At 68.0% G+C, this 21,175-nt stretch carries 19 protein-coding genes and 1 pseudogene; 5 read left to right on the top strand and 15 right to left on the bottom strand.

Annotated elements, in window-relative coordinates; genetic code table 11:
- Positions 1-5 precede the first annotated feature (5 nt).
- From BLS97_RS07890 to BLS97_RS07880, 3 genes are read left to right on the top strand one after another with little or no spacing between them, the layout of a single operon-like run.
- Complete coding sequence (locus tag BLS97_RS07890) at positions 6-398, top strand: Zn-ribbon domain-containing OB-fold protein (protein ID WP_090475495.1); 393 nt, start codon at positions 6-8, stop codon at positions 396-398.
- Positions 395-1,567, top strand: coding sequence for an acetyl-CoA acetyltransferase (locus tag BLS97_RS07885; RefSeq protein ID WP_090475494.1), 1,173 nt, complete (start codon positions 395-397; stop codon positions 1,565-1,567). Before BLS97_RS07890 ends, BLS97_RS07885 begins: the two co-directional genes overlap by 4 nt.
- Before the next feature lie 44 nt (positions 1,568-1,611).
- Positions 1,612-2,259, top strand: a complete 648-nt coding sequence (locus tag BLS97_RS07880) for a GntR family transcriptional regulator (protein WP_090475493.1) — start codon at positions 1,612-1,614, stop codon at positions 2,257-2,259.
- On the opposite strand, the gene BLS97_RS07875 is transcribed toward BLS97_RS07880, so the two are convergent.
- The 3 genes and pseudogenes from BLS97_RS07875 to BLS97_RS07865 form a co-directional block, all read right to left on the bottom strand.
- Positions 2,238-3,800, bottom strand: coding sequence for a class I adenylate-forming enzyme family protein (locus BLS97_RS07875; protein ID WP_090475492.1), 1,563 nt, complete (start codon positions 3,798-3,800; stop codon positions 2,238-2,240). The two genes, BLS97_RS07880 and BLS97_RS07875, sit on opposite strands and share 22 nt — an antisense overlap.
- The gene (locus BLS97_RS07870; RefSeq protein WP_157695281.1) at positions 3,797-4,609 is read right to left on the bottom strand and encodes an enoyl-CoA hydratase/isomerase family protein; all 813 of its coding nucleotides are present in this window, start codon (positions 4,607-4,609) and stop codon (positions 3,797-3,799) included. The genes BLS97_RS07875 and BLS97_RS07870 overlap by 4 nt, the downstream gene beginning before the upstream one ends.
- Positions 4,606-5,372, bottom strand: a pseudogene (locus BLS97_RS07865) (thiolase family protein); the annotation flags it as partial. The gene BLS97_RS07870 and the pseudogene BLS97_RS07865, both read right to left, overlap by 4 nt.
- A 251-nt stretch (positions 5,373-5,623) precedes the next feature.
- On the opposite strand from BLS97_RS07865, the gene BLS97_RS07860 reads away from it, so the two are divergent.
- Together BLS97_RS07860 and BLS97_RS07855 are read left to right on the top strand one after the other, a co-directional pair.
- Entirely contained in the window at positions 5,624-7,189 is a 1,566-nt protein-coding gene (locus BLS97_RS07860) for an acyl-CoA synthetase (RefSeq protein ID WP_090475491.1), read from the top strand.
- Between the two features lie 38 nt (positions 7,190-7,227).
- On the top strand, positions 7,228-8,145 hold the full coding sequence (locus BLS97_RS07855) for an SDR family NAD(P)-dependent oxidoreductase (RefSeq protein ID WP_090475490.1): 918 nt from the start codon (positions 7,228-7,230) through the stop codon (positions 8,143-8,145).
- Between the two features lie 108 nt (positions 8,146-8,253).
- Here BLS97_RS07855 and BLS97_RS22770 read toward each other — a convergent pair whose 3' ends face one another.
- The 12 genes from BLS97_RS22770 to BLS97_RS07800 all read right to left on the bottom strand — a co-directional run bounded on the left by BLS97_RS22770 (position 8,254) and on the right by BLS97_RS07800 (position 21,145).
- On the bottom strand, positions 8,254-9,021 hold the full coding sequence (locus BLS97_RS22770) for an SDR family NAD(P)-dependent oxidoreductase (RefSeq protein WP_157695280.1): 768 nt from the start codon (positions 9,019-9,021) through the stop codon (positions 8,254-8,256).
- The gene (locus BLS97_RS22765; RefSeq protein WP_157695279.1) at positions 9,018-10,403 is read right to left on the bottom strand and encodes a phenylacetate--CoA ligase family protein; all 1,386 of its coding nucleotides are present in this window, start codon (positions 10,401-10,403) and stop codon (positions 9,018-9,020) included. Before BLS97_RS22765 ends, BLS97_RS22770 begins: the two co-directional genes overlap by 4 nt.
- The gene (locus tag BLS97_RS07845) at positions 10,400-10,828 is read right to left on the bottom strand and encodes a Zn-ribbon domain-containing OB-fold protein (protein ID WP_090475489.1); all 429 of its coding nucleotides are present in this window, start codon (positions 10,826-10,828) and stop codon (positions 10,400-10,402) included. The genes BLS97_RS22765 and BLS97_RS07845 overlap by 4 nt, the downstream gene beginning before the upstream one ends.
- Positions 10,825-11,994: a thiolase domain-containing protein gene (locus tag BLS97_RS07840; RefSeq protein WP_090475488.1), complete on the bottom strand. Its 1,170-nt coding sequence runs from the start codon at positions 11,992-11,994 to the stop codon at positions 10,825-10,827. The genes BLS97_RS07845 and BLS97_RS07840 overlap by 4 nt, the downstream gene beginning before the upstream one ends.
- Positions 11,991-13,943, bottom strand: coding sequence for a flavin-containing monooxygenase (locus BLS97_RS07835; RefSeq protein ID WP_090475487.1), 1,953 nt, complete (start codon positions 13,941-13,943; stop codon positions 11,991-11,993). Before BLS97_RS07835 ends, BLS97_RS07840 begins: the two co-directional genes overlap by 4 nt.
- A complete protein-coding gene (locus tag BLS97_RS07830; RefSeq protein WP_090475486.1) occupies positions 13,943-14,539 on the bottom strand; it encodes a nitroreductase family protein in 597 nt (198 codons plus the stop codon). The genes BLS97_RS07835 and BLS97_RS07830 overlap by 1 nt, the downstream gene beginning before the upstream one ends.
- Before the next feature lie 102 nt (positions 14,540-14,641).
- Positions 14,642-15,466, bottom strand: a complete 825-nt coding sequence (locus BLS97_RS07825) for an SDR family NAD(P)-dependent oxidoreductase (RefSeq protein WP_090475485.1) — start codon at positions 15,464-15,466, stop codon at positions 14,642-14,644.
- Positions 15,459-16,265, bottom strand: coding sequence for an SDR family NAD(P)-dependent oxidoreductase (locus BLS97_RS07820; protein WP_090475484.1), 807 nt, complete (start codon positions 16,263-16,265; stop codon positions 15,459-15,461). The genes BLS97_RS07825 and BLS97_RS07820 overlap by 8 nt, the downstream gene beginning before the upstream one ends.
- A complete protein-coding gene (locus tag BLS97_RS07815) occupies positions 16,262-18,016 on the bottom strand; it encodes a branched-chain amino acid ABC transporter ATP-binding protein/permease (protein WP_090475483.1) in 1,755 nt (584 codons plus the stop codon). Before BLS97_RS07815 ends, BLS97_RS07820 begins: the two co-directional genes overlap by 4 nt.
- Positions 18,013-19,008: a branched-chain amino acid ABC transporter permease gene (locus tag BLS97_RS07810; RefSeq protein ID WP_090475482.1), complete on the bottom strand. Its 996-nt coding sequence runs from the start codon at positions 19,006-19,008 to the stop codon at positions 18,013-18,015. The genes BLS97_RS07815 and BLS97_RS07810 overlap by 4 nt, the downstream gene beginning before the upstream one ends.
- Positions 19,009-19,068: 60 nt before the next feature.
- Entirely contained in the window at positions 19,069-19,824 is a 756-nt protein-coding gene (locus tag BLS97_RS07805; RefSeq protein WP_090475481.1) for an ABC transporter ATP-binding protein, read from the bottom strand.
- A gap of 61 nt (positions 19,825-19,885) precedes the next feature.
- Positions 19,886-21,145, bottom strand: a complete 1,260-nt coding sequence (locus tag BLS97_RS07800) for an ABC transporter substrate-binding protein (RefSeq protein ID WP_090475480.1) — start codon at positions 21,143-21,145, stop codon at positions 19,886-19,888.
- Positions 21,146-21,175 lie beyond the last annotated feature (30 nt).

The raw sequence follows: 21,175 nt of genomic DNA, 5'->3' as shown, positions 1-21,175 counted from the left end.
AATGTATGCATAATGACGCGCTGCCGCCGATCTCCTCGAGATCGGCCCCCCACGTGGAGTTCCGCACCTACCTGGACCGCGGCGAACTGGCCTTCCAACGGTGCGGTCGGTGCGCGTCGGTGGCCTTCCCGCCCCGGCTGCGCTGCCGGAACTGCAGCGCGGACGCGCTGCAGTGGGAGGTGTCGACCGGGATCGGGGCCGTGTACTCGGTCAGCGTGCTCACGCCGCGCGGCGGCCCGCCGTACTGCGTCGCCCTGGTCGACCTGGACGAGGGCTTCCGGGTCATGACGAACGTGAACGGCGCCCCGGCGGCCGACGTGGCCATCGGCGACCCGGTGAGGTTCGCCCCGACCATGACCGATCAGGGGCCGCTGGCCACCTTCGCGGTGACCCGGTGAGCCCGCGTGACGAGCGAGAGTTGCGCGGCAGCACCGCGATCGTCGGCGTTGCTGAATCCGACCTTGGTGAGGTCGGCCCGGACCGCACGGCACTGGAGTTGGCCGCGCAGGCGGCCGGTCGGGCCCTCGACGAGGCCGGGCTCGCAACGAATGACGTCGACGGGCTGTTCACACATTCCGCGTTCTTCGGTATGCCGTCGGTGGTCACCGCCGAATACCTGGGCATCCGACCGCGCTACGCGGACACCAGCGCGATCGGAGGGGCCTCGTTCGTCTCCCACCTGCGGCACGCGACCGCGGCGATCAACGCCGGCATGTGCGAAGTCGCCCTGATCACCTACGGCAGTACCCAGCGATCCGCCGCCGGCGGCCTGGTCACGTCGGCCACCAATTCACTGCCGTCCTACGAGGCGCCGTTCCGGCCACGGATACCGGTGACGTCCTACGCCCTGGCGGCAGCCCGACACATGCATCAGTTCGGTACCACTCGCGAGCAGCTGGCCGAGATCCCGGTCGCGGCAAGGAAATGGGCGCAACTCAATCCTCTCGCCTGGGAGCACGAGGATCTCTCGATCGCGGATGTGCTGGGTGCACGCATGGTGTCGACGCCGTTGACGGTCCGCGACTGCTGCCTGGTCACCGACGGTGGCGGTGCTGTTGTGGTGACGTCGGCCGAACGGGCGCGGGATCTCCCCCAACCGCCCGTCTATCTCCTCGGCGGCGCGGAGACGTCATGGCACATGGATATTTCCGGGATGCCGGATCTCACCGTGACGGCGGCGTCGGTCACCGGGCCCCGAGCACTGGACCTGGCCGGCTACCGACCCGCCGACGTCGACGTGGTGCAGCTCTACGACGCCTTCAGCATCAACACCCTGCTGTTCCTGGAAGACCTCGGCTTTTGCGCCAAGGGCGACGGTGGAGCGTTCGTTTCCGACGGCGCCATCGCCCCGGGCGGCCGCCTGCCGGTCAACACGAACGGCGGCGGGCTCTCGTATTGCCACCCCGGCATGTACGGCATCTTTCTGACCATCGAAGCCACCCGCCAGCTGCGGGGTGACGCAGGGGCCCGGCAGCTCGCCGACCCCCACCTGGCGTTGGTGCACGGCAACGGAGGCGTGCTGTCCAGTCAAGCGACCGCCATACTGGGCGACGCGTCGACACTGTAGGCGGGAACGCTGCCCGACCCCGGCGCAGCACAGCAAGGAGGACGATGGCCGCCGAGGACGAGATCCGCCGACTGATTCTCCAGGGGCGCCTGCTGCCCGGCCAGAAGGTGCGGCAGGCCGACCTGGCGCAGCGGCTGGGGTTGAGCCGCATTCCGATCCGGGAAGCACTGGTCAGCCTGGAAGCGGAAGGGTTGGTCGAGCACCTGCCGAACTCCGGCTACACCGTGGTGATCCCCACCGCCGAGGCCCTGTCCGAGGTGTACCTGATGCGTCGGCTGCTGGAGACGGCGCTGCTGCGATCGGTGCCGCTGACCGAGGTGGACGCCGATCGCATGCAGGCCTGCAACGCGCGACTGGCCGACCTCGATCCGGGTGCCTCGTTCGATGACTACCGAGCACTGAACCGCGACTTCCACGACACGCTGTTCGACGCGTCCCCGCTGCGACTGGTGCGCAGGGAGGTCGCTCGGGTGTGGACGTTGTCCGAGTTCTACCGCTCGCTGTATATTCATGAACCCGGTGCGGATCGCCAGGTCCTGCACGACCACGCCGAGATGATCGCCGCCATCCGGGCCGACGACCTCGATACCCTGGTCGCCGTCAGCGATCGACACCGGGACACCACCGAACGATCCTTGTCCAGGGTGCTGGGGGCCAGGGGGCCCTCGGCTCAGGCTGGCGGGATCGCCTGACGCAGCTTGACCTTCTGGACCTTCCCACTGGCGGTCGTCGGGAGCTCGGTGACCACGACGAAGCGTCGCGGCACCTTGAAGCCGGCCAACCGTTCCCGCGCGAACGCCCGGAGCGCGTCGGTGTCCACCGGGACGCCCGGCTCCCTCGGCGTCAGAAACGCGACGCCCACCTGACCGAGTCGCAGATCGTCGATGCCGAAAACCGCTGCGGTGCCCACTGCGGGGTGCACCATCAACACCGCCTCGACCTCCATCGGATCCACGTTCTCGCCGCCGACCTTGAACATCTCGTCCAACCGACCGAGGAAGCGGAGACTGCTGCCCGACGGCGTGGCCTGCACTCCGTCTCCAGTGTGGAACCAGCCGTCCCGAACGGCCCGCGCGGTGGCGGCCGGATCCTGGTCGTAGCCGACCATCACCGCCGGCCCCCGCACCAACAACTCTCCGGGTGTTCCGCCCGGGACGTCGACGCCGTCCGGGCCGACCACCCGTACCTGCGAGAGCGGCAGGGGCGCACCGATACTGCCGGCCCGCTCGTCCAGGGGAGCGGCGGGGTCGCCGAGCGTGATCATCGATGTGGTCTCGGTACTGCCGAAACAATTGATCGCCGTGGCGATGCGCCGATCGACCTCGCGAATGAGCTCGGCCGGCCCCGGCGAGATGCACAGCCGCACGCCGGAAAGATCGCGCTGGTCGAAGTCCGGATCTCGTAACTGGTCGTAGTAGTGGGCCGGAACGCCATACAGGAGGGTGGCCCGTTCGGCCTCGATCAGCTCCAGCGACCCCGAGGCCGAGAACGCGGCCAGCAGGTGCACCCGGGCCCCGGCCGTGAGAAACGTGACGACCGCCGCCAATGCGAACACGTGGAACAGCGGCAGGTAGAGCACCGTGACGTCGTCGGTGGTCAGCTGCAGACGCCCGGCCACGTCGCGCATGTTGCGGATCATGCGCTGTGGCAACAGCACCCCTTTGGGTGCACCCGTCGTGCCCGAGGTGTAGAGGATGACGACCGGGTCGTCCGGGCTGACGGCGGCCGAGATCTCCGCCAGATCGCGAGCGGTCCCTCCGGCCGTGAACTCGGGCCACGTCAGCGCGCCGGGGACGTCGTCGTGCACGGCGATCAGTACGCGGATCCCCTCGATCCGTCCGGCGACGGACAGCGCGGCGGCCGTGTGCGCCGGCCGGCGACCGCGGAGTTCGCCGCCGGCGATCAGCAACACTGCCTTGGACCGGGTCAGCACATCGGCGGCCTCGTCGGCGGTGAACGCCGTGCTGACCGGAACCAGCGTGGCACCCAGCCGTGCGACCGCCAGGAACACGGTCACCCACTCCGTGCAGTTGGGCAGCCACAGCCCCACCCGGTCGCCGGGCCGAACCTGCTGGGCCAACAGGGCTTTGGCGGCATTGTCGACCTCGGCGTCCAACTCGACGAAGGTCAACCGACGCCGGCCGTCCCCGATGGCCGTGGCGTCCGGCCGGCTCAGGGCGACCTGCCGGAGCAAACCGCCGAGAGTGTCCTTCGTGGTGGTGAGGGCGGTCAACGGATGGTCCCGAGATTCGATCGGCGGGTGTCGAGAGCAGCCAGGTAGGCCCGTCCGGCGGCCATCGCGTCCGGGTCGGCCAGCGCATCCGCCAGGGCCAGCGCGTTGTCGTCGGAGGGCAGTCCGGTCGCCACCGCGGTGATGCGGGTCAGCGCCGTCCGCAGCCCCCGTGCCGGCAGACCGGCGATCCGCGCAGCGAGATCGGCAACGGCCGCGGGGAGTTCACCGGCGGGATGGGCCGAGCTGGCCCAGCCGCGCTGCACCGCCTCGGTCGCCCCCAGCGCTCGCCCGGTGACCAGCAGGTCGCGGGTCACTGCGGGTCCGAGTTCGCGGACCAGCCGGGGAATCCCACCCCAGGCCAAGGGGATCCCCATCGCGAGCTCGGGTATCCGCACCTGCACGTCGTCGGAAACCACCCGTAGGTCGCACGCGGCCAGCAGGGCCACTGCGCCCCCGACCGCCGACCCGTGGACGGCGGCGACCGTGACCGCCGCCAGGCCGGCAACGGCATCGGTCATTGCTTCACCGCGCCGCGCGCCGTCCACTGATTCAGCCCACAGGTCGCGGTCGGTGCCGGCGTAGCGCTCGCGGAATTCTTCGATGTCGGCCCCGGCCGAGAACATCCGCCCGGCCCCGCTGAGCACCACCACGCGCACGTCCGGGCGTGAGTCGAACCACGCGGCGGCCACGGTGATCTCGTCCACCATCGCGTCGCTGATCGCGTTGAGGCGGTCCGGCCGACTCAGGGTCAGCCGCGCGACTGCACCGGTCACCGACACCTCGATCGCGTGAAACGACGGGACGCTCACGACAGCCGCTCGATGAGCACGGCCATGCCCATACCGCCGCCGATGCAGAGCGTTTCGAGGCCGAAGCTTCCGTCGAGGGTGCGCAGGTCGTTCAACAGCGTCCCCATGATGCGCTCGCCGGTCATCCCGAACGGATGACCGATGGCGATCGCGCCGCCGTGCGGATTGAGTTGATCCTCCACCGAGATACCCAACTCCTGCGCGCACGCCAGCACCTGAGCGGCAAACGCTTCGTTGAGTTCGACGATGTCCATGTCGCTGATCACATCCCGGTCCGGTTCAACACCGATCGCACCGCGGCGACCGGTCCCAGTCCCATGATGTCGGGGTCGAGCCCGGTGACCACGACGGCCGCGGCACCGTCGTTGAGGGGGCAGGAGTTGCCGGCGGTGACAACCCCGACGACCGCGAACGCGGGTGGCAGCGCGGCCAGGCCTTCGGCCGTTGTGCCGGGGCGCGGCGAATCGTCGGCCAGCACCGCCGCGCCGTCCGGGCGGATCCACGGGGTGATCTCGCGCGCGAAGAATCCGGCGGCCGTGGCGGCCGCCGTGCGCCGTTGCGACAGCAGGGCATAGTCGTCCAGCGCCGCCCGCGACAACCCGTGCCGTCGTGCGACGTATTCCGCGGTCCGGCCCGTGGCCAAGAACATGTCGAGTCGGTCGTCCGGCCGTGCCGGGCCCGTGAAGCGCGGATTCATCGCGCCGTCGTCGTAGAAACCCGGTGCGCGGGGGACGCTTTCCACGCCGGCGGCGACGAACACATCGACCACGTCCGCCGGATCGAGGTCCGGAAGCGAGGCCAGCACGGAGGCGATGATCGACGCGCAGAGGTCGTCGGGCCGGACATCGACCCGCGACCCCTTGAACGCGCGACCGATCGGGGTGCGGGCGGCGGCAACGAGAACGGTCTCGGGCATACTCGGATCTCCTCGCGTAGGACTGGTCAACCCTTCCGGTTTGATATTACAATAATGCGCATAGATCAGCCCGGTTCATCGTCGATCTTGGGAGCCCCATGTTTGATCCGACCAGCCACGCACAACAGTGGCCGGACAAGCCGGCCGTAGTGATGGGCGAAACGGGTGAGTCTCTCAGCTACTCCGAGCTCGATGAGAACTCCGCCCGACTCGCTCGCCTGTTCTGGGCGGAGGGACTACGTGCGGGCGACCACGTGGCCGTGCTGCTGGAAAACCAGCTGCGCTTCTTCGAGACGTACTGGGCGGCGATTCGATCCGGTCTGCTCTTCACCGCCGTCAACTGCCACCTGACGGCCGGCGAGGCCGGCTACATCGTCGACGACTGCGACGCGGCCGTGTTGATCAGCTCGGCCGCCCTGGCCGACGTCGCCGAACAGATCGTGGACGGCACCCCGAAAGTGCGTCGGCGACTGATGGTCGATGGTGCGAGCCCGTCCTACGAGGACTACGACGCGGCCCTGTCGCAGTATCCGGCCGCTCCGCTGGAGCACCAGCCGCTCGGTCGACAGATGCTCTACAGCTCCGGAAGCACCGGCCGACCCAAGGGCGTCTGGCGCCCGCTGTCCGGCCGCCTGTACACCGACGGCATGGCCGCGTTGGTGCCGATCTACCAGGACATGTTCAACTTCGGGCCGCAGACCGTCTTCCTGGTGCCGGCGCCGCTCTACCACGGCGGCCCGCTCATCTACGGCGCCTCGGTCCTGTCGCTCGGCGGGACCGTCGTGGTGATGAACAAATTCACCGCCGAGGGTACGTTGGCGCTGATCCAGCGATACCGGATCAACCGCGCGCTGTTCGTGCCCACCATGTTCAGCCGACTGCTCGCGCTGCCGGACGAGGTACGAAACCGTTACGACACCGGCAGTCTGGAACTGATCATCCACGGAGCGGCGCCGTGTCCGGTGCACGTCAAGCGGGCGATGATCGAATGGCTCGGGCCGATCCTGGCCGAGTTCTACGCTGGCACCGAGGATTCCGGCGCGACCGTGATTACCTCGCCGGAATGGCTCGAGCGGCCGGGTTCGGTCGGTCGCGGTGTGGCGGGCGCCCTCGTCCACGTCTGCGACGAGACGGGGCGGGAGTTGCCGCCCGGACAGATCGGGCAGGTCTGGTTCGAAGGTCCGGCCGTGGTTGCCGACTTCCAGTACTACGGCGACCAGGTGAAGACGGTGAGTGCGCACCACCCGGAGCACCCGACCTGGTCGGCGCTGGGCGATCTCGGCCGGTTGGACGAGGACGGGTTCCTGTATCTCGCCGATCGGCAAGCCTTCATGATCATCGCCGGCGGCGTGAACATCTATCCGCAGGAGATCGAGGACGTGCTTCTGCAGCACCCCGAAGTGCAGGACGTCGCCGTCTTCGGCGTTCCCCACCCGGACCTGGGTGAACAGGTCAAGGCGATCGTGCAGCCCGATCCCAGCAGCACGCCGGGTCCGGAGCTCACCGCACGCATCCTGGCCTTCAGTGCCACTCACCTGGCGCGGTTCAAGATTCCGCGCTCGATCGAGTACCTGGAGGACTTTCCGCGCACCCCGACCGGAAAACTGCGCAAGACGGAGATGCGCGAGCCCTACTGGGCCGGGCACGCGTCCCGCATTCTCTAGCCATCTCGTTCCCCAGCAATTTCTAAAAAGGAGAAATCATGTCGACTGTCGAATATGAAGGACGGGTTGCCGTCGTCACCGGAGCCGGTGGCGGACTCGGCCGCGAGTACGCCCTGATGCTGGCCCGGCACGGCGCCCGGGTCGTGGTCAACGATTTGGGCGGTACGGTGAACGGAGTCGGCGGCGGCGCCACCATGGCCGATGCCGTCGTGGCCGAGATCGAGGCCCTGGGCGGCGAGGCCGTGGCCAACTACGACTCGGTGTCGACCTCCGAGGGGGGTGCCGCCGTCGTTCAGTCGGCGCTGGACCATTTCGGTCAGATCGACGCGCTCATCCACAACGCGGGCATCCTGCGGGACCGTTCCCTGGCCAACCTGACCGCGCAGGAGCTCGACTCCGTCCTCGATGTGCATCTGCGCGGCGGCTTCCACGTCACGGTGCCGGCGTTCAAGGCGATGAAAGAGCGTGGCTACGGCCGCATCGTGCTCACGTCGTCGTCGTCTGGGTTGCTGGGCAACTTCGGGCAGGCGAACTACGGCGCCGCCAAGACGGGACTGGTCGGCCTGATGCATGTGGCCGCCATCGAAGGCGCCCGCCACGGCATCCTGGCCAACTGCATCTCCCCCGGCGCCAGCACCCGGATGACCAAGGGCCTGCTCGGCGATCTGGAGGACCAGTTCGGCCCGGAGCAGGTGGCCGCCATGACGGTGTTCCTGGCCTCCCCGCAGTGCGAGCAGACCCACGAGATCTACTCCGCCGGCGGTGGTCGATTCGCCCGCTACGTGATCGCCGTGAACGACGGCTGGTACACCCCGGACGGTCCGGCCGATCCGGATCAGGTACTCGCGCACCTGGACGAGATCCGCGACATCGGCAATCTGCATGTTTTCGGGCAGGGCTCCGAGGAGTTCGCGCTCCTCGGCGAGATCGCCGGCCGGGAATCCTCCTTCGCCTGATCGCCGTGCGCCGGCCGGTGCACATCGGCGGCACCACAAGAAAGGTCTCCGTCACCGACCCGGGCACACCCGGGAGGCGACGGAGACCTTTTGCCGTACCACGAAGTCTCAGGACACCATGTAGGTTCCGCCGTCCACGGACAGCACCTGACCGGTCATGTAACCGGCATCTTCGGACAGCAGGAAGCTGAAGGTACCGGCCATTTCCTCGGCCTGGGCGAATCGGCCCAGCGGAATCCGCGACAGGTAGGTCGAGGAGAACTTCGGGTCGTGGATGATCTTCTGCGTCATGCTCGTCTCGGCCGACGGAGCCACCGTGTTCACCCGGATCCCGTACCGCCCAAGCTCTTTGGCCGCCGACTTGGTCATCGCGATGATCGCCCCCTTGGCTCCCGCGTAATTGATCTGACCCAACGTGCCGCCCAGACCCGCCGCCGACGTCACGTTGACGATCATCCCCGGTGTCTGCGACGCGATCATCCGACGGGATGCCTCGCGGATCCCGAGGAACGTGCCGCGGACGTGCACCGCCACCACCGCGTCGAAAGCGGCCAGTTCCATCTTGTGGATCATGGCCGGCCGAGTGATGCCGGCGTTGTTCACCCAGGCCCTGATCGGACCCAGCTCAGTTTCCGCCGCCTCGGCCAGCCGGATCACGTCGTCCTCCTCCGACACGTCCGTCATCGACGCCATGGCCTTGAATCCCTCGGTCCGAAGCTCTTTCGCGAGCGTCTCGGCGGACTCGGCGTTGACGTCCGCGACGCACACGGCCCACCCGTCGGCGGCGAGCCGGCGCACCACCGCACGCCCGATGCCCTCGGCGCCGCCGGTGACGACAGCGACCCTGGCCTTTGCTTCACCAATGTTCTGAGTCACGTGATCACTCCTGATTGTCGAAAAGAGGCGGGGAGCGGCGGCGACGTTGCCGGGCGCTCCACCAGAGCGGTCTTGTTGATCCCGAGCGGGGGCAGAACGCCGTGCGGTTCGAGCAGAAGTCGGGGCCGGAACGCCAGTCGTTGGGTGATGCGGCGCTCCAGCACGGTGCCGACCTCGTCGGCCGCGCGCTCGTCCAGACCGGGCGCCAACTCCACCCTGATCGTCAGCCGTTGCTCGGTGGAATGCCCGGCGAAATCGGCGACGATGCGCAGGTTCCCGGTGACCCGGGGTTGCAGCGTCAGTACGACCTGTTGCACTGCCGATGGCCAGACGTTCACCCCGCGGACGATGAGCATGTCGTCGGTGCGACCCGTGCACCGCACCTTCGGGCTGCGCCGACCGCACGCGCAGTTCTCGTCCAGGACCTCGAGGTAGTCCCGGGTCCGGAACCGGATCAGCGGCGATGCTTCCCGCCGCAACGCGGTGAGCACCAGTTCGCCGGCCACCCCGGCCTCCCAGGGTCGCACGTCACCCGTGTCCGGATCGATCAGCTCCGCCCTGGTGATGCCCTGCGCCATCAGGTGCATGCCGGAGCGGTCCTGGCATTCGGCGAAGACGATCGGGGTCACATCCGAATTGCCGAGCGTCTCGCAACTCGTTGCCCCCCACAGTTGCTCGATCCGGCTGCGGATCTCGTCGATCCCGCCGCCCGGTTCGCCGCCGACCACAAGGTGCTTGATCCCGAGAGCGTCGGCCGGGATGCCGAGAACGTCCTGGGCGACCGTCGCGGTGTGAATGGCGAACTGCGGCCCCGAGCAGAACCCGCGCGGCCGCATGTCGCGGGCCACCTGCAGCAGACGTTCGGCTCCGGCCTCGCCGCCGATGGGCAGCACCACGCACCCCAGTTGCTGCAGGACACGAACCCCGGGGACACCTCCGGCGAACCCGCGACTCAGACCCCAGCCGTGCAGGACCACGTCCCCGGGCCGGAAGCCACCGGCGTAGAAGGCCCGGGAACCGACGATCCCCCACCCGTGCAGATCGTCATCGGTCAGCCCGAAATACGAAGGGCTGCCCGAGGTCCCGGACGTGGCCTGGATCTGCACCAGCGACGATACCGGTACCGCCAGATGCCGGCCCAGCGGTGGATGTTCGGCGAGACTCTCACGCAGATCACGCTTCTCGGTGAACGGCAACGCGGGTAGGTCGTGCACACCGGTGACCGCCCCGGCGTCGACACCGGCCGCGGCGAACTTGTCCCGATAGAACTCGGAGGTCTGCAGCACCCGGTTGACCTGGGCTGCCAACAACTCCGACTCGAACGCGTCCAACGCCGGCTGTTCCCAGGTCTCGATCTCGTCGAGGACGTCTGTGCTGCTCATGGCCGCACCGGCCCGAACCGGAGCACCGGAGGCTCGTCCGGCGCGGCGTTCTCGAACATGGCGAGCACCGGCTGCCCGACCGCCAACTCGTCGGAATCGGTATCGATGATGTTGCCCTGCACGATCGGACCCTCCTTCAGCTGCACCAACCCGAGAACGAACGGCAGGACAGCGGCCCACACGCCGCCGGCCCGTCTGACCACCGTGTAGCTGTAGACCTGACCGGTACCCGACGCCTCGCGCCAGTGGAGATCCTCGGAACCGCAGCGCGGACAGAACCCGCGCGGATACCAGAACGGCTGCGCGCACGACCCACACCAGGGCAGCACCAGTCGGCCGGCGCGCGCGCCCTCCCAATACGGGAGTGTCTGCGGGTCGATGTCCGGCGCCGGCGTCGGCAGCCCGGCCGGGAACCGTTCGGTCATGACCAGCGCTCCAGGATCGCGGTCGAGCTGTAGTGGTTGGTAGCGAGCCGGAACCCGGTACCGGACACGAGGGCCAGCTCGCAGTCGGAGACCTGGACGGCGGGGTGCGCCTCACCGCGGAGCTGCCGAACGGCCTCGATGACCTTGGTCATCCCGCCGCGGTTACCAGGGTGGTTGTTGGCCAGACCACCCCCGTCGGTGTTGACCGCCAGCCGGCCCGACCGGCTGACCAGACCGCCGTCCTGCACGAACTTCCCGCCCTGCCCGGGCGCGCAGAAGCCCAGATCCTCCAATGCGAGAAGCACGGTGATGGTGAACGAGTCGTACAATCCGGCGTAGCCGATGTCGGAGGCACTGACACCGGCCTCGGCGAAAGCACGCTCTCCGGATAGGCGATTGGCCGACCAGCTCAGATCCAGTTCGCCGGCGAGCGACGCCTTGTGGGCCTCGCCGTGCCCACGCAACACCGCTCCTGTGCGGCCGAGCTCGGAGGCCACGTCGGGATGGACGACCACCAGTGCGCCGCCGCCGTCGGTGACCAGGCAACAATCCAGGCGGTGCAGGGGATCGGAGATCAACGGCGAGGTCACCACGTCCTCGATCGTCACCACGGTGCGCAGGGGCGCATGTTCGTTGTGCTGCGAGTGCATCGTGGCCGCAACCTTGATCTCGGCGAGTTGCTCGGCCGTCGTGCCGTTGTCGTGCATGTGGCGGCGCGCGACCAGGGCGTAGTCCGAGACCGCCGCATACCCGCCGGCGAAGCCGTTGACCTGGAAGGCCGCGGCCGGCGTTGGGTCATCGGGCCCGGCCACCGGCTTGCGATGCGTTGGCAACCCGGCCAGCGAGATGACGGCGATACGGCACTTACCGGCCGCGATGGCGGCAGCTGCGTGCCCGAGGTAGGCGATGTAGCTCGAGCCGCCCATCTCGCCCGACTCCTGCCAGGTGGTCCGCAGCCCGAGGTACTGGGCCAGATCGAGACCGCCGTACCCGGGAGCGGAGGAGTCACAGAAGAAGCCGTCGACGTCGGCCAGGCCGAGCCCGGCGTCGGCGAGGGCGCCGGCCACCACTTCCCGGTGTACCTGGGCGAGCCGGTGATCGGGCAACTTCCGGCCGGGGTGCTCGAAGGCGCCGACGATCACGGCGCTGCCGCGCAGACCGCTCATCCGCCGGTCTCGCCGTCGAAGACGTAATCGGCAGGGTTGATCTCGCGGATCATCCACCAGAAGTCGACGACCCGCCACGGCGAGTTCGTGACCACCCGGCCACGGGCGTTGCGGTACCAGGTGTCCATTCCGCGGTGGCTCCAGATCATCCGGGCGTGCGCGTCATCGACCTTCTGGTTGTAGGCGTCATGCACCTCCGGACGCACCTCGACGGTGTGCGCTCCGCGGGACGCGGTCGTGGCCAGCAGGTCGGTGATGTACCGGGCCTGCAGTTCGCCGAAGTACATGTAGCTGCCGCCGTGCCCGAGGTTCACGTTCGGTCCGTACATGACGAACAGGTTCGGGAAGGCGGGCACGGTCATCCCGAGGTAGGCCTTGGCATCGTCATCGCCCCAGACCTCGCGCAGCGTGACGCCGTCCCGCCCGGTGATCCGCAACGGGTGGATCATCTTCTGGGCCTCGAAACCCGTGGCGTAGACGATCACGTCGACATCGATGCGCTCCCCGGTGCTGGTGAGAAGGCCGCTCTCGTCGATCGCCGCCACACCGTCGGTCACCAGGTCGACGTTCGGGTGGCGCAGCGCCGCGTACCAACCGTTGTCGATCAGCATGCGCTTGCCATACGGCGGGTAGCTGGGGAGTGACTTGGCCAGGAGATCGTCCCGCCCGGCCAGTTGTTCTCTGATGTAGCGGGTGAAGAAACGGCGGTGCGCATCGTTCAACGCGTTGATGGACAGATCCGGCCGGTCCCAGTCGGCGTCCACGAGCAGGGCGGGGTACAGCCTGTCGTTGGTCATCCAGGACAACCGGAGTCGGTACCAGCCGTAGTAGTAGGGCAGCCGGTCCATCAACCAGTGCACCGAGGCCGGAACCGGCGCGAAATAAACGGCGCTGGGCGCGATCCACTGGGGGGAACGCTGCAGCACGCTCAGATGCGCGACCCGCTCGGCGATGGCCGGCACGATCTGCATCGCGCTGGCCCCGGACCCGACGACCGCCACCCGCAGACCGGTGACGTCCAGGTCCTCGGGCCACTGCGCGGAGTGGACCTGCCGGCCGGCGAACGACTCCGCACCGGGGAGGTCCGGGATCTTCGGCCGGTTCAGCAATCCGACGGCGGTGACCACGGCGGTGGCCGACACGGTCTCCCGTTCACCGTCCGGGCCCCGAAGGGTCACGCTCCATCGACCGGATTCCTCGTCGAAGGCCGCCGACTCCGCCTCGGTGCCGAATCGGATCTCGTCGCGAATCCCGTGCGCGGCCGCGAAATCCTGAATGTATCCCTCCACCTCGTCGCGGCGGCCGAAGAACGTCGACCACCGCCGCGGGAACGACGAGAACGAGTAGACGTAGCTCGGGGTATCGACACCGGCTCCGGGATATCGGTTCTCCCACCACGTTCCGCCGACCTCGACGTTCTTCTCCACCAGCAGGTACCCGATGCCGGCGGCACGGAATTCGACGGCCGCGGAGATCCCGGAGATCCCCGCGCCGATGATCACGACAAGCTGCTCGTCGGCGCCGTCGACCGGCTGGCGCCGGGTTCCGGAAGCTTCACTGGCAGAGAGGATCTCGACGCTCATCGGCCCGAACTCCGGCGATACCGGCTCACCCATGGAGGCGGTCAGCATCTCCACCACGGTATCCGCGTCCGGGTTCGGCACCGCCGCCTCGGCCCCGTTCCCCCACGCCAACAGCGCCGTCACCGCCTGCTCGCGAATCTCCTGCTGCACCGCATCGGGCAGTCCGCCGCCGTCGTTGTCGGCGATCCCCCGGGTGCGTTCGGGCCGGTACGGCTCTTTGAGCCAGCGCCGGTCACCGGTTAGCTGGAACAACACCATCAACAACGTCGGGATGTTGGCGAGCGCGATCCCGGCCCGTAGGTCCGCCTCGTCGAACGGGCCCTGAACGGGGGCGACATGCAGCGACGGGTCGGCAATCTCGGACATCAGCGCGCGCCCTCTGCTTCCCAGCGGTCCGCGTACAGCACCGACTCGACCGGGGCCCGCTTCGCCTCGCCCCAGCGACCCAACGGGTAGCCGATCGGGATCAGCGCGTAGGTGGTGACATCGGCCGGAATGTTCAGGATGTCCTTGACCTCGTCCTCGGCGAAGAGGTGGGCGGTGGTCAGCGTCGTCCCCAGCCCGAGCGCTCGAGCCGCCAGCATCAGGTTCTGTACTCCCGGATAGACGGAGGCATCGTGCCGTTTGCCGCCCGTCTGCGCGCACACCATGATCAGCGCCGGCGCCTCGTGCAGGTGCGCGGCCAGATGGTCGGCGGAGTTGAGCACAGCCGGCGCAATCACACCCGGCCGCTCGACGTAGCGCTTCCGCCCGCGTTCCCAGCATCGCTGGTAGATCACCTGGAGCTGCCGCTTGATCTCCGGATCCCGGATGACGATCCAGCGCACCGGTTGCGAGTTACCACCCGAGGGCCCACGCAGACCGGCCTCGATGACGGTGCGCAGGTCCTCGTCCGACACCGGGCGCTCCGGGTCCAGCCGGCGCATCGCCCTGGTCGTAGAGATGGCCTCGAACAGCTCCACCGCACACTCCTCGTCTTGACGTGCCCGACGTCGACGAGCTGAAGCTCGTGACCATTTATGAGCATAGTAGTAATGATTAGCGGGAACGCGCCAATATTTGCCTCAGTCGCCGGAGACAGAGCCCGCAGGCACCCGGCGGGCCTCGGTCGCTTGCACCCCCGAGGTCCAGCCGCCGTCGACGGCGATCTCGGCGCCCGTGATGAACGCGGCCGCATCGGAGGCCAGGAAGGCCACCAGCTCGCCGACCTCCCAGGCCTGACCGGCGCGGCCGACCGGAAGCAGCGCCGTCTTCGCCGCCCGCAACTCGTCCGAGGCGAAGTCGTTCATCGGGGTGTCGATGTAGCCCGGGTGAACACTGTTGACCCGGATCCCCCATGGCCCGAGTTCCTGGGCGGCCGTCTTGGTCAGACCCCGCAGTCCCCATTTGCTGGCCGTGTACGCGGGGTCGGGATGATGATCGAGTCCGGCGGCCGACGAGACATTGATGATGGCACCGCCGCCGGCGTCCCGGATGTCCGGCGCCAGCAGTTGCATGCCGATCGCCGGGCCCTTGAGATTGACCGCCAACAGCCGCTCCCAGCCCTCTCGTCTCGTGTTGCGAATCCGTCGGTGGCTGAGCAGGCCCGCGTTGTTCACCAGGATGTGCACCGCCCCGAACGCCTCGAGCGACGCCGTGCGGATCTGTTGCCAGGAGTCGACCTCGGACACATCGCCGTGGACGTAGGACGCCTGGGCGCCCCGTTCCCGTAGGTCCGTGGCCAGCTGCTCGCCGTCGGCGTCGTTGATGTCCACCAGCACCACGGCCGCACCGCGGGCGGCCAGGCACCAGGCATGCTCCGACCCCATCCCCTGGGCCGCACCGGTGATCACGGCGACCCGTTCGTCGAGCCTTTGCCGCTGCGCGAGATCGGCGAACCCGTCAGGCATTGCTGACCTCCTTGATCTCCCGCAGCCGCAGGTCGAGGCTGAGATTGGCGCCGCCGGCGACGAAGCCGCCGTCCACGACCAGTTCGGTGCCGGTGATGAAACTGGCCTCGTCGGAGCAGAGGTAGAGCACAGCGGTGGCGATCTCCTCCGGTTCGGCCGCCCGCCGCTGCGGCGTGACCCGAACGTAGCTGCGTACGAGTTCGTCGGGCACGTCGCTGATCATCGGCGTGATGATGGTGCCGGGATGCACGGAGTTGACCCGGATCCCGTCATTCGCGAATTCCAGGGCCGCCGTTTTCGTGATGCCGCGGAGTGCCCACTTGCTGGAGGTGTAGGCCGCCGCGTCGTAACCGGTCAGGCCGGCCACCGAGGAAATGTTCACGATGGCACCGCCATCGCCGCGCGCCATCACCGGTGCGACCTCGCGCATGCCGACAAGTGGTCCCCAGACATTGATGTCCAGCACACGGTCCCACCCCCGCAGTCCCATGTCGATGATTCCGCGTCGGTCGCCGACGCCGGCATTGTTGACCAGCATGTCCAGTCGGCCCAGCCGCTCGCCCACATCGGCCACCAGCGCGGACCAGGCACTCTCGTCCGTGACATCCAGGTGGTGATACTCGGCCCGGCCGCCGGACGCCCTGATCTGGGCAGCGGTGGTCTCTCCGTCGTCGTCGAGCACGTCGGCAAGCACCACCACGGCGCCCTCGGCGGCGAAGAGCCGCGCCTCCGCGGCGCCCTGCCCGCGAGCGGCACCGGTGATCAGCGCGACCTTGCCGGCCACTCGTCCCGCGTTCATGCCGGCTGCCCGAAATAGATGGTCCTGAGTTCCGGATCGCTCATGACGTCCTCGGGTGTTCCTTCGGTCAACAGATGCCCGCTCTCCAGGAAAAGGACCCAGGAGGCGACCTCCCGAACGACTTGCATGCTGTGTTCGACGATGCAGACGCTCGTGCCGTCCTGCACCATCCGACGCAGCAAGGCCGTGAGTTGCGACCGGGCCGCCTGATCCAGGCCCGACATCGGTTCGTCGAGCAGATAACACCGGGCACCGGTGGCCAGCAGCCGCGCCATCATCAGCATCTTCTGCTCGGCGTAGGACAGGTCGCGGGCCAGCACGTCGCGCCGGTCGTCGAGCCCCAGGGTGCGCAGCACTTCTTCCGCACGCTGTCGCTCGCCGCCGCGCCCTCGACGGAAGCGCACCGGCAGGAATTGCCCCAGCAGCGTCTCCCCCGCTGGGTCGGACGCGGCCACCTGCACGTTCTCCAGCACCGACATCCCGGCGAACAGACGCATTTCCTGGAACGACCGCACCACGCCGAGCTGGGCCCGCCGCTCGATGGAGAGTCGGGTGATCTCGCGATCACCGAAGAAGGAACGGCCCTCGTCGGCCCGCACGGCGCCCGTCAGCAAGTTGAACAGGGTCGTCTTGCCGGCGCCGTTCGGTCCCACCAGAGCAGTGATCTCGCCGGGTCGCACCGCCATGCTCACGCAGTCGACGGCTTTCAACCCGCCGAAGGCGACACCCAGCCCGTCGGAGCGCAACTCGACGGGCGGCTGATGCGGCACCCCCGGTTCAGGTGCGCCGATACCGAGGTGCACGGTGGGGTCGGGCCGGCTCGGGGATGCGTCGACCGGCTCCGGCACGGCCGCGTCGGATCCGGCGGTGACCACCTTGGACCGCACTGCGTCCTTGCGGCCCAGGATTCCCTGGGGCCGCAGGACCAGCAGAACCAGCACCGCCAGGGTGTAGATGATTCCGTTGATCGGGCCGGCGACGGTGTCCGGGATGTTGGCGAAACTGAGCGCCTCCGGCAGCACGACGACGACCGTCGCACCCAGGAACGGGCCCCAGAACGCCGCCAGCCCGCCGATGATGGTGAGCGCCAGGATCTCCACCGAACGGTCGACGGTGAAGTCCGCCGGGCTGACGAACTGAATGTTGCAGGCGTACAACCCTCCGGCGACGCCGGCGATCGCGGCGCTGAACGCGAACACCGTGACCTTGGTGCGCAACGCTCGCTTGCCCAGCGAGCGGGCCGCCGGGACGTCTTCGCGTAGTGCTTTGAGCAGGAGCCCGTACGGCGAGCGCACCACCCGGTAGCAGATCACCGCCACGATGGCGCAGCAGATCCAGATCAGCACGCCGACGTCGGTGTTGGAGTTCAGATGAAAACCCGCGATCGTCGGACGTGGGATGCCCGCGAAACCCGCTGAGCGGCCGGTGACGGACAGGTTGTTGAACAGCTCGACCAGTGCGACCTGCACTGCGATGGTCACGATGAACAGGAATTCGTCGGAGAGTCGACCCGCCGCGTAGCCCACGCTCAGGCTGACCACACCGGTGATCGCCGCCGCGATCAGCACGGCAGGAATGAATTCCAGGTGATTGTTGGTGATCAGGATCGCGGTCACGTACGCGCCGACCCCGAAGAATCCGCCGTGCGAGACGGACAGCAGGCCGCCGTAGCCCAGCAGCAGATTGAACGACAACCCCAGGATGATGAAGATCGGGAGCAGGCCGGCCAAACTGATGAGGTAGTACGTCATGAGTGCACCCCTGTGGTCTGAGGCGCCGATTCCGGGGCCGCGGATGTGCTGGGAACTTCCATCTCCTGGCGGCGGGTCGACCCCACGCCAATCGCGCGCAACAGCGCCGGCATCCGGTTCTTGGGCCGTCCGCCGAGGAGCCCGTTCGGGCGAACCAGCACGAAGGCGAAAGCCACAATGTACAAGGTGAACTCGCCCCACTCGGTGGGCAACCAGAAGGGCGGCAACGCTTCGACGAGGCCGACCATCAGTCCACCGATCAGCGCGCCGCTCATCCGCCCCATGCCGCCGATGGTCAGCGCGATCACGGCTTTCAGCAGCAGATCGAACCCCATGCTGGATTGGATCGGCGCCTGCAGCGACAACAGGATGGCGGCCGGGACCACGAGCATCGATCCCAGGATGATGGACCGCATGAACACCCGGTTCAGGTTGATCGCGAGAGCCGATGCCCGCTCGGGGTTGTCGCCGACGGCGCGGAACTCCAGACCCGGTCGGGTCTTGACCAGGAACCAGTGCATCCCGGCGAACAGCACGAGACTGACGACGACCACACCGATGTCGTACGGGCTGAACTGCACACCGCCGAGCGTCCAGCTGGTGTTGAACCAGGCCGGCACCGGCACCGAGAGGACGGTCGCGCCGAAGATGAGCTCGATGCAGTACTGCACGAATGAGACCGTCAGCAGTGACGCGACGAGCACGACCATCGGGTCGGCGCCGCGCCGGGCCAACGGGCGGTAGAGCAGGATCTGCATCAGGGCGCCGAGCAGACCCGCACCGACGAACGCACCGATGACCGCAACCCATTGAGGAATCCCGCTGGTCGAGCTCAACGCGTAGAAGATGTAGGCGGAGACGACGAAGGTCGCGCCCTGGGCCACGTGGAACACCTTGTTCACGGCCAGGATCAGGCTGAGCCCGTAGGCGAACAGTCCGTACAGCAGACCGGTCACCACGCCGGTCTTCACCAACAACAGGAAGAGTGTCATCAAGTCAGCCTTTCTCGGGCCGCGATCCCCGGCGCCGCTGGGCGCCGGGGATCGGTCGGGTCAGAAGAGGTCCCAGATGTCCGCGTCGTCCAGCAGCGTGGCGGCCGGACCTTCGCGGACGATGGCCCCGAGGCGCAAGACGTAGGCCCGGTCCGACACTCGCAGGGCCTCATGGATGTTCTGCTCCACGATCAGCACGTCGATGCCGAGTTCGCGGTGCACCGTGCGGATCTGATCGAGCATCGTCTGCACCAACACCGGTGCCAGACCGGTCGAGGGTTCGTCCAGCAGCAACAGCGTCGGACTGGTCATCAGCGCGGTGCCGATCGCGACCATCTGCTGCTGACCGCCGGACAGGGTGCCGGCCCGTTCCTTCAACCGCCCGGCCAACGCCGGGAACAGGTCCAGTACGAAGTCCATCGTCACCAGCTGACGTTCACTCCCAGTGTGTCTGGCGACGCCGGCACCCAGGCGAAGGTTCTCCTCGATGCTCAACGTCGGAAACACACCCCGTCCCTGCGGCACCAGGGCCACCCCCGACTGGGCGACCCTGGCCGTGTCCAGGTCGCGCACGGACCGGCTCCGATACCGGACGTCGCCGCCCGTCATCTTCAGAGCGCCGGAAACGGCGCGCAACAGGGTCGATTTCCCGGCCCCGTTGTGGCCGAGCAGCGAGACGATCTCGCCGTCGACCGTCAGCGACACCTCGCGCAGGACGATGTGCCGTCCGTAACCGGCGCTGACGTTCTCCACCAGGAGCCCGCCGGACCGACCCGTGGTGACTTCGGCAACCGCCGGATCGAGTGTCTTCGCCATTGAGACAAGCCCCTTCGATTGAACGCCGCCGGTGCTCCGACGGGTCCGTAGAAACGTCGGATCAGCTGCTGGGAGTGTCCAGCGTGATGGACTGATCGTCCAGCGGATCGACCTTGTAGTCGACCACCTGACGGACGCCAGGCGAGGTCCGGTAGGTGAGCTGATCGGTCAGATTCATCGCACCGAGAATCGGTACGGTGATGTCCTTGTCGGTCTGCAGCACGGCCATCACACTGTCTCCGGTGACTGGCTTGCCCTCCGACCGCAGCTTCTTGATGACCTGGGCATACATGAAGGGCACCGCGTAGAAATACGCGTCGTAGGACTGGTTGACCAGCGTCTTGCCACCGAGGTTGGCCTTCAGCTGGGTCAGCAGTGCCTTGACCCCGGCGACATCCTTGGGCAGGTGAGACATGTACGTCACGCCGTTGAATTTCTCGGCGCCGGCGTCACGGATCAGCCGCGCCTCGCCCTCGGCGTTGTAGGTGCCGATCGCGGCCTTGATGTTGGTGTCCTTGAACGCCTTGAAGGTGGCCGCGCCCTCGACCAGGAGGGTGTACACGAAGACGAAGTCCGGCTTGGCGGCCTCGACCTTGGCCACCTGGGTGGAGGCGTCGGTGGCATCCTGTCGGATCGATTCGGTGTCGACCACGGTGCCGCCGAGCTTCTTCACGGCCGCTACGAAGGAGGCCGAGCCGCCCTGTCCACTCTCGTTGTCGACGTAGATCGTGGCGAAGGTCTTGTAGCCCTTCTGCTTCACCAGGTACTGGGCGAAGGTGGAGGCCTCGGCGTCACTCATCGGCAGCACATTGACGACGTTCTGCTGACCGATCAGGGCCGGGCTCTGCGCACCGGCGTTGATCAGCGCGAAACCGAGGTCCTTGGCCTTCGGCTGCATCGCGGCGACCACTGCGCCCCACGCCGTCAGCACGATCGGGGTCTTCTCGATCGCACCGAGTTTGTTCGCCGCGTTCGCACCGCCTTCGGCCGTGGCCTGGGTGTCGGCCGACACCGAGGTAATGGTGATGCCGTCCGCCGCGTACTGCTTGTTGGCGGCGGCCACCCCCATGTTGATGGCTTCCTGGTATTCGGCGCCGTAGCCGGCGGCCGCGCCGGTCTGCGGCAGGCCGACCCCCATCTTGTAGGTGGCCGGGGCGGTCACCGCTGGGCCGGCGGCACCGGTCGCCGCAGTGCTACCGGAGGCCGCCGACGTCGACGAACCTCCACTGCTGCTTCCGGACGACGTGGTGGTGCACGCAGTCGCCGCTAGGGCGACCACGGCGCCGAGAACGACGGCTCGCGTCAATCGCATCGCATGCATCGAGACTCCTTTGTCCGATCCCTGTTCTGG

The organism is Nakamurella panacisegetis, assembly GCF_900104535.1.
In the GTDB taxonomy this organism is placed as follows: domain Bacteria; phylum Actinomycetota; class Actinomycetes; order Mycobacteriales; family Nakamurellaceae; genus Nakamurella; species Nakamurella panacisegetis.
Note: the sequence above shows the minus strand (reverse complement) of the source record. Positions and strands in the feature narration are given on the sequence as shown.

What these genes read in the sequence shown, in the direction of transcription:
- BLS97_RS07890 (WP_090475495.1), top strand. Translation starts at nt 6, where the DNA reads ATGCATAATGACGCGCTGCCGCCGATCTCCTCGAGATCGGCCCCCCAC.
- BLS97_RS07880 (WP_090475493.1), top strand. Translation starts at nt 1,612, where the DNA reads ATGGCCGCCGAGGACGAGATCCGCCGACTGATTCTCCAGGGGCGCCTG.
- BLS97_RS07860 (WP_090475491.1), top strand. Translation starts at nt 5,624, where the DNA reads ATGTTTGATCCGACCAGCCACGCACAACAGTGGCCGGACAAGCCGGCC.
- BLS97_RS07855 (WP_090475490.1), top strand. Translation starts at nt 7,228, where the DNA reads ATGTCGACTGTCGAATATGAAGGACGGGTTGCCGTCGTCACCGGAGCC.
- BLS97_RS22765 (WP_157695279.1), bottom strand. Translation starts at nt 10,403, where the DNA reads ATGAGCAGCACAGACGTCCTCGACGAGATCGAGACCTGGGAACAGCCG.
- BLS97_RS07845 (WP_090475489.1), bottom strand. Translation starts at nt 10,828, where the DNA reads ATGACCGAACGGTTCCCGGCCGGGCTGCCGACGCCGGCGCCGGACATC.
- BLS97_RS07840 (WP_090475488.1), bottom strand. Translation starts at nt 11,994, where the DNA reads ATGAGCGGTCTGCGCGGCAGCGCCGTGATCGTCGGCGCCTTCGAGCAC.
- BLS97_RS07835 (WP_090475487.1), bottom strand. Translation starts at nt 13,943, where the DNA reads ATGTCCGAGATTGCCGACCCGTCGCTGCATGTCGCCCCCGTTCAGGGC.
- BLS97_RS07825 (WP_090475485.1), bottom strand. Translation starts at nt 15,466, where the DNA reads ATGCCTGACGGGTTCGCCGATCTCGCGCAGCGGCAAAGGCTCGACGAA.
- BLS97_RS07820 (WP_090475484.1), bottom strand. Translation starts at nt 16,265, where the DNA reads ATGAACGCGGGACGAGTGGCCGGCAAGGTCGCGCTGATCACCGGTGCC.
- BLS97_RS07815 (WP_090475483.1), bottom strand. Translation starts at nt 18,016, where the DNA reads ATGACGTACTACCTCATCAGTTTGGCCGGCCTGCTCCCGATCTTCATC.
- BLS97_RS07810 (WP_090475482.1), bottom strand. Translation starts at nt 19,008, where the DNA reads ATGACACTCTTCCTGTTGTTGGTGAAGACCGGCGTGGTGACCGGTCTG.
- BLS97_RS07805 (WP_090475481.1), bottom strand. Translation starts at nt 19,824, where the DNA reads ATGGCGAAGACACTCGATCCGGCGGTTGCCGAAGTCACCACGGGTCGG.
- BLS97_RS07800 (WP_090475480.1), bottom strand. Translation starts at nt 21,145, where the DNA reads ATGCATGCGATGCGATTGACGCGAGCCGTCGTTCTCGGCGCCGTGGTC.